This window comes from Labilibaculum manganireducens, assembly GCF_002843385.1.
In the GTDB taxonomy this organism is placed as follows: Bacteria; Bacteroidota; Bacteroidia; order Bacteroidales; family Marinifilaceae; genus Labilibaculum; species Labilibaculum manganireducens.
In genome coordinates, this window is sequence record NZ_MVDE01000024.1 from 37,671 (window position 1) to 47,699 (window position 10,029).

Genomic DNA, 10,029 nt, shown 5'->3' on the forward strand with positions numbered 1-10,029 from the left:
TATAAGAGAAGTGTGATCTGAATTGATGGAACAAGGTTCTTACCATATTATAAATATGAACTATCATATCACGTTTAGGATTAACAAGCGTATGTTCTTCTTATTTGATCTTATCTAAATTTACGAAATTTACAGTCTCTTGTCAAGATTAAAGATTAGTCACCACCACTATTCATACAATACCAAATCAACAACTTACACGTATACTACTCATTAATAATCTCATCAAAAACTACAATCAACAAATAAAAAATAAAGTTGAGATGAAACCAAACCTGCCAAAACAGGGAGGCCTGAAAACAAAAACGGGATTCATTTCTGAATCCCGTTGTATATTTAAATCTGCGTTACGCTTTCTCTATTCAAAAAAACTACACTCTTATCACTTATCAATAAAATGTCCTATTCTATTCTACAATCTGAAAATTATCCTGAACAAAACTAAAACAGATATCATCTACAGCATTGCAAACTGCATTATAGGCTTGTAATCTGACATTTTCCTCTCCTTCCACATTCGCTGGATCAGGCAGTTCAAACAACAAAACTTTAGGATTTCCATTGAGTACAGGAACTTTATTTTCAACTTCTTTATCGAAACACAACACAAAATCAAAAGTATTCTGATTAAGTTCATCAAGTGCTTTCGACTTATATTCAGGGATATCCATTATTGCTTCGGCCATTGCTTTTTGAGCCAATACCTGAATAGATCCTTTTTCAAGTCCTGCACTCCATACCTCTATATGTCTTTTACCATAATAGTTCAGCCACTTTTCAGCCATTTGCGAGCGGGCCACATTTTTATCGCTTAACACCAATACTTTCTTCACCATTCAATTTTTTAATATTTTCATGACAAATTTAAAAATTTGTGCACAAATAGAATAAGCTGCATAACAGCAGGAAATCTAATTCAATGCCATTTTATTATTCCCGGCATATTCCTCTACCTCCTTAAAAACACGCATAAAGTTTCCACCCCAAATTTTAGCAATTTCTTCTTCGGAATAGTTTCTCCTCAACAGTTCTTTCGTAATATTCATCATTTGGCTCACATCGGCACAATCTTTTAGGCCTCCTCCACCATCAAAATCAGTGCCTATTCCTACATAATCAATTCCAATTAAATTCACGATATGATCGATATGATTAACAGCATCAGCCACAGTAGGTTTATCCTTGGGATAATCAATTTGAATCTGACGCCATTCGTTCCAGATTTTATTTTCTTCCTCTATCGATCTTTTTCCTGAATTTTTATGCCTGACCCGTAGTTCCATCTCCTTTTTATAGCCGATAGTAGTAGTATCCGGAGCCTTAACGTAATCATCCAAAATGCACATTTGTATTACACCACCATTTTTAGCCAAAGCCTTAAGCATCTTATCCGATAAGTTTCTTGGATTATCGCATACTGCTCTTGCGCAGGAATGTGATGCGATAACCGGAGTTTTAGAAAGTTTCAAAACATCAAAAAATGAACTGTCCGAAATGTGCGATACATCAATTATTATTCCCAAATCATTCATTTTGGGAACCACTTGCTCTCCAAAAGCACTCAATCCGTTAAATTCAGCTCCATTTTTGTCGGTAGATGAATCACAAATATCATTATTGGATGTGTGGCACAAAGTAATGTAGCGAACTCCTTTTTCAAAATACCTTTCTACTTCAGAAATTTCATTTCCCAAAGGAAAACCATTCTCCATTCCAATATAGATAGCTCTTTTTCCTTCCTTCTCTAATCGATAACCATCCTCAACACTCAATGCCACCTCAGCTATATTCTTATTTTTCTGACAAACAGAATAAACAGAATCTATCAATTCATCTGCTTTGGCACGGGCAGCAAGTATATTCTCCGGAGTTCTTTCTCTTTGCAAAGTAAAAGCAGCAAAAAAGATTCCATCCAAACCACCTTCTTTCATTCTCGGAAAATCAACACAACTTCCTCCATTTACATAAGGATGAGCAACCGCAATATCAAAATCTTTTTCCAACAACTGATACGGCGTATCCACATGGGTATCAACAGTAAATGCATGATTGTGAATCCTGGTGGCTTTTTGATCCAGACTTTCGCAGGATGACAAAACTGTTATTAGGGTAATAAACAGACCTGTCCAACAAATATTTTTCATATTTTATTCAATTTTGGGTTAGATAATCTGTAAAGATAAACTCATAATCTACAAAAAAGTAGAATATTGATTTTTTTATATTTTATGGAAACTATTCCTTTATTTAGAATTGCTTTGTATCTTGGTGTTTTAGTAATTCTCAATATTTTATCTGACATCAGAACTTAACAGGCTGTATACCATTATGGTTCAATCAACATATCGATTAATTCTTTTACTTTGCTTATTGCTTCCCTTACAATTAAAAGCGCAGCAGAATGCTGTTATTAAAGGAAAAATTACTGACAACAAGCGGAACGAAATTGCAGGCGCACATATTCAAATTGAACCGATTTCACTATTTACAATCAGCGATACAAATGGAAATTACTCCATTAAAGTCCCCTCAAATAGTACATTTACCTTAAAAATATCACACATTAGTTACCAAAACAGTGAGGTAAATTTCCAATTACAGCCTGGGGAAATAAAATTGTTCAATCCTATATTAATGGTAAAACAGGAACAGTTAAGAGAGGTTACTGTCGATTCAAAAAAAGCCATAACGGATAAAAACATTAGCATCAGCACCAAGCAACTGGAACAACTTCCTGTAACAGGAAATGGTGCTGTAGAACAAATAATTAAAACCCTGCCCGGTGTAAGTTCCAATAACGAATTAAGCTCTCAGTATTCGGTTCGAGGGGGTAATTTCGATGAAAATCTTGTATACATTAACGAGGTAGAAATTTACCGTCCTAATTTGGTTCGGTCAGGTCAGCAGGAAGGATTGAGTGTTATTAATCCCGATTTAGTCTCATCCATTCAGTTTTCTTCCGGAGGATATGATGCAAAATACGGAGATAAGCTTTCTTCCGTTTTGGATGTAAAATACAAAACACCAAATAAATTTGAAGCTTCTGCTGAAGCTAGTTTGCTGGGGAGTTCTTTTCACTTTGCCAACAGCAGTAAAAACAACAAGCTAACCTATTTAGCTGGTATCCGATACAAAACAAATGCATATCTGCTAAATTCTTTGGACACAAAAGGGGAATACAAACCAAATTATACAGATGTTCAGGCAATGGTAAATTATCGTTTTTCCTCATCGTTCAGCATGCATCTGTGGGGAAGTTTAAGCCGGAACAATTACAATTTTAAGCCTGAAACCAGAAATACATCTTTTGGAACAATCAGTGAGGCACTACAACTTAAAATCTATTTCGATGGCAAGGAGAAGGACAAATACGAAACTAATATTCAGGCACTCACATTAAAATTCCATCCGAACAGCAAGTCTTTGTACCGTGTTATAGCCAGCAGATATGAAACTACAGAAAAAGAAACTTTCGATATTATGGGACAATATTATCTCAGCGATTTATTTGTATCGCAAGGTGGAAGTTCATCGGAAAGCTTAGAGAATCTGGGTGTAGGAACTTTTATCGATCACGCAAGAAATAAACTGAGTAAAAAAGTGAGCACAATTGATATAAAGGGTGATCACAAAAAAAATAATTTGTTTATTCAATGGGGAATTGGCGGGAAACATGAAGAAGTTGATGATCAGATTAACGAATGGCAATATCAGGATTCAGCAGGTTATTCAATTCCCGTTTCAGATTCTGAAGTATCGCTTGCATACACGAAAAATGCAATTAATAAAATCAGCAGCAATCACATCACTTCATTTGCCCAAGGCACCTATGTTTTTCAAAACAACAAAGGAGAGTTTCAGATAACCGGAGGGCTGAGATATCATTTTTGGGATTACAATACTAAAAGCTTCTGCTCTCCCCGGGCATCTGTCAACTACATTCCCAACTGGGAAAAGAAAGTTAAATTTCGTTTTGCCACCGGTTACTACCAGCAAACGCCGTCGTACCGCGAAATGCTGACTAACAATGGTCAGATTAGCACCAATGTGAATCTGCAAAAATCAATTCATTATGTTTTAGGTCAGGAATATTACTTTAAAGCTTGGAACCGCCCGTTCAAATTCTCAAGCGAATTGTACTATAAAGATCTTAAATCATTAACCCCTTATGACATTGAAAATGTTCGGATTCGATACTATGGTGACAAAAAATCGAAAGGTTATGCCACAGGTTTGGATGTAAGAATTAATGGTGAATTTGTTCCGGGAACTGAATCATGGGCGAGTTTATCAATAATGAAAACGGAAGAAGATATTATAGGTGATGAACTTGGTTATTTACCCAGACCAACAGACGAACGGGTAAATTTCTCGATGTTTTTTCAAGATTATTTACCAAACAACCCATCCTATAAAATGCATTTAAGTCTATTCTACGGAGGAAAACTACCAGTTTGGACTCCTAAAAAAGGAAAGAATGGTGAGAGTTTTAGAATGCCTAATTACAGAAGGATTGATTTGGGTTTTTCGAAAATATTGCTCGATGAGAATACCAAATACAAAACTGGTTTATTAAAATATTTTAAATCGATGTGGATAAGTCTGGAAGTTTTCAATGTTTTGGATATAAATAATACAATATCCTATTTATGGATTAACGATGTATCGGGGAATCAATATGCAATTCCAAATTACCTTACATCAAGAAAAATTAACTTGAAGCTTACTGCTAAATTCTAGCCAATAGCTTATCATCAATCAGTAATTTAGTGTAACGATAAAAACAAAGCTTAAATATGTTTCATTTTTTACATCCAGAGGTTCTTTGGGCTCTATTAGCCCTTCTACTTCCTATTATTATACATCTTTTTAATTTCAAGAGATTTAAGAAAATATATTTCAGCAATTTAAAGTTTCTTAAAAACCTGAATATTGAAAATAAGCGCCGGTCGAAAGTGAAAAAATGGTTACTTCTCCTGCTTAGACTTCTTGCCTTGGCCTGCATTATTATTGCCTTTTCACAACCTTACATCCCCAACGAAAACAATCAAAATAAGGGACTGCAGCAAAACGAATACTTTACGGTTTATATCGACAATTCATTTAGTATGAATGCCGAAACAGAAAGTGGCAATGCATTAGAGGCAGCAAAAAATAAAGCTATCGAATTAATTAACAGCTACCCCAACTATTCTAAAATTAGAATTTACAGTAATAATTTTTTCCCCTTCACTTCAAATTTAAACAAGCAACAAGCGATAGCCAGGGTTATGGACATAAACCCTTCGCCAATCCCCGTTTTACTTTCAGAACAAATTAAGAAGATACAAATTAATAATGCCGGTAATAATTACCACCTCTACGTGTTCTCCGATTTTCAAAAAACGCAAAGCGATATTGAAAACATAAAAGTTGACAGTACAAATTCTATCACCTTCCTACCTCTTTCGGTACAGCGATCAAATAATTTACTAATTGATTCCTGTTGGTTTGACAAGCCTTATCATCAAATAAAGCAAAGTCAGGAACTCTTTATCAGAGTTGTAAATACTTCGAATCAAAACTATCAAAAAATACCTGTTAAACTAAGTATCAACGACAGTACAAAATCGGTTTCCAGTTTTGATATTGATAAAAATTCAAAGAAAATTATCAGCCTGAAATATGTAAATCACAAATCAGGAATTTATCAGGGAATGGTTGAAATCAGTGACTTTCCTATCACCTACGACAACAAATTCTATTTCTCTTATTCAATTAATGATAAGATTCAAATCGTATCTATAAATCAGAATGACCCCAACAAATATCTGAACAAATTATTTTCAGGCGCAGAAACATTTGAATTTAAAAACCATGACAAATCCAGTATTTTCAATGAAAATCTGGATAATTATCAACTGCTTATTTTGAATGAAATTCAAGAAATTGAAAGTGGTTTCAGCCAAACCATCAAAAATTACCTGTCTAACGGAGGACATGTCCTGTTTATTCCAAGCAGTGAGCCTGATCAGTCAGTAAATGCATTCCTTGATGAAATTTCGGCTCCTCAATTAATAGAAATTGATTCAAGCAAACAAAAGCTGTCAATTATTGAACTAAACTCTGAGCTTTACCAAAATGTATTCAAAGAAATTAAGACTGATGCCAGACTACCGGATATTTACAAGCATTACAAATTAGGTCAGTCAAAAAATAATTTAGCGGAGAATATTTGGCGGACTCAGGCCGGCGACAATCTATTACTAAAAATAAAATATGGAAACGGTTATTTCTATCAGCTTACCATGCAGTTAAACCCAGAATGGACCAATTTAATTACACATCCAATTTTCGTACCTACAGTTATTAATTTAACCCGTAACAGTAGTAACAATCATTCTTTGTACTACACTTTGGGCAACAAAACGCCTGTCAGAATCAATTCATTTGAGCATAACTTATCCAACGAATCGTTTCATATCATCAACAAAAAGAATCAGACAGATATCATCCCCGATCAAGAAAATAACTTTGATAAAGGAACGCTTCTCTACACTCGTGAACAAATTACTCTGGCCGATAACTATTTGATATCCAGAAATGATTCAATAATATATTCCTGCTCTTTTAATTACTCAAGAACAGAATCAGATCCTGAATATTTCACACCAGATGAACTAAAATCACAAATAAAGTCACAATTATTGCCCATTTCGCTTAATTTTCCCGAAAAAATGAAACTATCTGACATTTATAACGAACAAAGTAATGGAAAGCAATATTGGAAACATTTTGTTCTGCTTTGTATTTTACTTATTGTTTCAGAAAGCTTGTTGCATCGAATAAATTTAATACAACAATCATAACCTTACAGCATATCACATCGTAACAAACAACTACAAAACACAATACCAGTACAAACATTGACATAATTACTAAATTAATTTAATCAGCATGAAACTTGATACTTCTATACAAATTAGGCAACTAGAAAAAATTCATCGGATTGCAGGTATTGGCTATTGGATCTACACTTATAACTCAAATGAAATGTGGTGGTCAAACATCACCTATTCTATTTTAGGCTACGATACCTCAAACTTTACACCTAACAGACAAAATTTAATTAAACACATCCATCCTGAAGATCTCGAGTTCTTTTTAGTCTCACTGCAGCAAATGGCAAAGCAAACAATAGAGATTGAATTTCGATTTTTTAAAAATGGAGAACTAAGACTTGGTAAAATAACCGGAGAAGTATATAATGACAATCTGGAAGGCCTAATAGAAGAAGTTCTTTTCCAAGATATTACCGAAACTAAAATAAAAGAGTTTGAAATTGCAAAAGCCTGGAGCAAAGCTCTTGATGCCGAAAATCTAAAAAATTCTTTTTTGGCAAATATGAGCCATGAACTAAGAACACCTTTAAACTCGATTATTGGTTTTTCTGAACTATTGGAAACAAGCAATGAAAAGGACAACGTTAGTAAATTTGCAACCGCAATAAAAACATCAGGCTTACAACTGCTGCGCATTATTGAAGACCTATTAAAAGTATCGATGCTTGAAAGTCGTGTATCAAAACCAATTAAGAGAAATTTTCATCTCAACCAAATGCTTTTGGACATAAAAGAGAACAGCCTAAACCTGCTGAAAGAAAACAACAAAGAACATATTGACCTAATTTTTAATTTTGATCTTGATTCCACAAACGATGTGATAAAGTCAGATCAGATTAAAATCAGAAGTATATTTAAAAACCTAATACACAACGCAATAAAGTTTACAGAAACAGGAAGCATTACATGTTCCTACAAAATAATAAAAGACACAATTCACTTTTCGGTTACCGATACCGGAGTTGGTATTCCTTCCAAATATGAAAACCGCGTATTTAAAAGATTCAGACAAGTTGATGAATCAGGACAAAAATATTATGGCGGCACTGGTTTAGGCATGTATATTTCACGATTGGAACTGGAATTACTAGGCGGAAAGATTTGGTTTGTTTCTGAAAACAATTTAGGAACAACAATTAACTTTACAATTCCAAACATCTTAACTTCTGACAACCAGCACGAAGAAGATCACTCTCTGGAGTCTTACAACTGGGAAAACTACACCGTTATTATTGCCGAAGATCAAACCACCAATTTTAAAATACTTGAAGCTTATCTTCAAAGAACAAACATTAATATTCTATGGGCAAAAAACGGACAGGAAGTAATTAATTCGTGCCTGCAAAATCCTGAGATAAACATTGTATTAATGGATATTAACCTACCACAAATCAATGGATTAGAGGCCACTGCAATCATCAAAGAAAAAAGACCTAACCTAATTGTTATTGCACAAACAGCCTACGCACTTATTGGGGACAAAGAAAAATCAATTCAAGCAGGCTGTTCCGACCACCTATCAAAACCGATTAAAAAAGGAGATTTACTGGAATCAATGGCAAAATTCCTCCCATAAATCAAACTAACTGTTTTCATTGGGAGAACAGCTCTAACTCCTAATCATAAAATCAGACACATTTTAATAAATGACCTTATGATAAGAGTATTCTTTCAAATTAATTTTATTGGAGAGATTAAAAAACACCTCAAAAGTATTGGTTTATAAAAAAATAATTGCAAATTTGGCATACTGGATTGCGAGAACTCAATCCAAACAAACAAATCTTTTAAACATTGTAATTATGACAAATGCAACAACATCCATGACTGCGAAAGATTACATGGAGAAGGAATCCAAATTTGGTGCTCACAACTATCATCCACTTCCAGTAGTTCTTGAACGTGGAGAAGGTGTTTATGTTTGGGATACTGACGGGAAAAGATATTTTGATTTTTTGTCTGCATATTCTGCCGTTAATCAAGGTCACTGTCATCCAAAGATTGTGAACGCTTTAATTGAACAAGCTCAAAAACTGACTCTTACCTCCCGCGCTTTTTACAGCAACAACTTAGGTAAATACGAAGAATTTGTAACTAAATATTTTGGATACGACAAGGTATTGCCAATGAATACCGGTGCCGAAGCCGACGAAACTGCACTTAAATTAGTGCGCCGCTGGGGATATGATGTAAAAGGTATTCCTGACAACGAAGCAAAAATTATTGTATGCGACGGGAACTTCCACGGACGTACAATTACTATAATTTCAATGTCGACCGATCCGGATTCATACAAAGGTTTTGGGCCTTTTACGCCGGGTTTTGTTGTAATTCCTTACAACGACATTGAAGCTCTTGAAAAAGAATTGAAAGATCCAAATGTATGTGCATTCCTTGTTGAACCAATTCAAGGCGAAGCCGGAGTTTACGTTCCTGAGGATGGTTTCTTGAAAAAAGCATCAGATCTTTGTAAAGCAAATAATGTACTATTTGTTGCCGATGAAGTTCAAACCGGTATTGCCAGAACAGGTAAATTATTAGCGGTTGATCATGAAGGTGTTCGTCCTGATGTATTAATTCTTGGAAAAGCAATCTCAGGTGGTGTTGTGCCGGTATCTGCAGTATTAGCTGATGATGAAATCATGCTATGCATCAAACCAGGTGAGCACGGTTCTACATTTGGTGGTAACCCAATCGCCTGCGAAGTAGCAATGGCGGCATTAACCGTTGTTAAAGAAGAAAAATTAGCTGAAAATGCTGAAGCAATGGGTAAAATATTCCGTGAAGAACTGCAAGCGGTTAAATCAGACATGATTGAACTTGTTCGTGGAAAAGGATTGCTTAACGCAATAGTAATTAAGCCTAAAGATGGAAAAACCGCTTGGGATGTATGCATGCGCTTACGCGACAATGGTATGCTTGCAAAACCAACTCATGGTCATATTATCCGTTTTGCTCCTCCATTGACAATTAACGAAGAACAATTGAGAGAAGCTATTGATATCATTAAGAAAACAATGGCTGAATTCGAATAAGCAATTTGACCTATTAGTTTTCTATGCATTACTCCGATCACCGGACAAGCAGTAGTCCGATCACTGGACAAGCAGTAGTCCGATCACCGGACAAGTAGTGGTCCGATTGTTAG

General features: G+C 34.9%; 6 protein-coding genes. 4 read left to right on the forward strand and 2 right to left on the reverse strand.

The window, feature by feature from the left end:
- Positions 1-407: 407 nt before the first annotated feature.
- Both BZG01_RS14790 and BZG01_RS14795 read right to left on the reverse strand, forming a co-directional pair.
- Positions 408-833 (reverse strand): arsenate reductase/protein-tyrosine-phosphatase family protein, encoded by a 426-nt coding sequence (locus BZG01_RS14790; protein WP_218973123.1) that lies wholly within the window; start codon positions 831-833, stop codon positions 408-410.
- Between the two features lie 78 nt (positions 834-911).
- Positions 912-2,144: a dipeptidase gene (locus BZG01_RS14795; protein ID WP_101310615.1), complete on the reverse strand. Its 1,233-nt coding sequence runs from the start codon at positions 2,142-2,144 to the stop codon at positions 912-914.
- Positions 2,145-2,328: 184 nt separating this feature from the next.
- Between BZG01_RS14795 and BZG01_RS14800 the strand changes: the two genes are divergently transcribed.
- The 4 genes from BZG01_RS14800 to rocD all read left to right on the forward strand — a co-directional run bounded on the left by BZG01_RS14800 (position 2,329) and on the right by rocD (position 9,916).
- Positions 2,329-4,740: a TonB-dependent receptor gene (locus tag BZG01_RS14800; protein WP_101310616.1), complete on the forward strand. Its 2,412-nt coding sequence runs from the start codon at positions 2,329-2,331 to the stop codon at positions 4,738-4,740.
- A 56-nt stretch (positions 4,741-4,796) separates the two neighbouring features.
- Positions 4,797-6,848, forward strand: coding sequence for a vWA domain-containing protein (locus tag BZG01_RS14805; protein ID WP_101310617.1), 2,052 nt, complete (start codon positions 4,797-4,799; stop codon positions 6,846-6,848).
- An 88-nt stretch (positions 6,849-6,936) separates the two neighbouring features.
- Positions 6,937-8,457 carry a PAS domain-containing hybrid sensor histidine kinase/response regulator gene (locus BZG01_RS14810; RefSeq protein ID WP_101310618.1) on the forward strand — a complete coding sequence of 507 codons (1,521 nt, stop codon included), beginning with the start codon at positions 6,937-6,939 and terminating at the stop codon, positions 8,455-8,457.
- A 226-nt stretch (positions 8,458-8,683) separates the two neighbouring features.
- Positions 8,684-9,916, forward strand: a complete 1,233-nt coding sequence (gene rocD / locus BZG01_RS14815; protein ID WP_281256436.1) for an ornithine--oxo-acid transaminase — start codon at positions 8,684-8,686, stop codon at positions 9,914-9,916.
- Positions 9,917-10,029 lie beyond the last annotated feature (113 nt).

What these genes read in the sequence shown, in the direction of transcription:
- BZG01_RS14795 (WP_101310615.1), bottom strand. Translation starts at nt 2,144, where the DNA reads ATGAAAAATATTTGTTGGACAGGTCTGTTTATTACCCTAATAACAGTT.
- BZG01_RS14800 (WP_101310616.1), top strand. Translation starts at nt 2,329, where the DNA reads ATGGTTCAATCAACATATCGATTAATTCTTTTACTTTGCTTATTGCTT.
- BZG01_RS14810 (WP_101310618.1), top strand. Translation starts at nt 6,937, where the DNA reads ATGAAACTTGATACTTCTATACAAATTAGGCAACTAGAAAAAATTCAT.
- rocD (WP_281256436.1), top strand. Translation starts at nt 8,684, where the DNA reads ATGACAAATGCAACAACATCCATGACTGCGAAAGATTACATGGAGAAG.
- BZG01_RS14805 (WP_101310617.1), top strand. Translation starts at nt 4,797, where the DNA reads ATGTTTCATTTTTTACATCCAGAGGTTCTTTGGGCTCTATTAGCCCTT.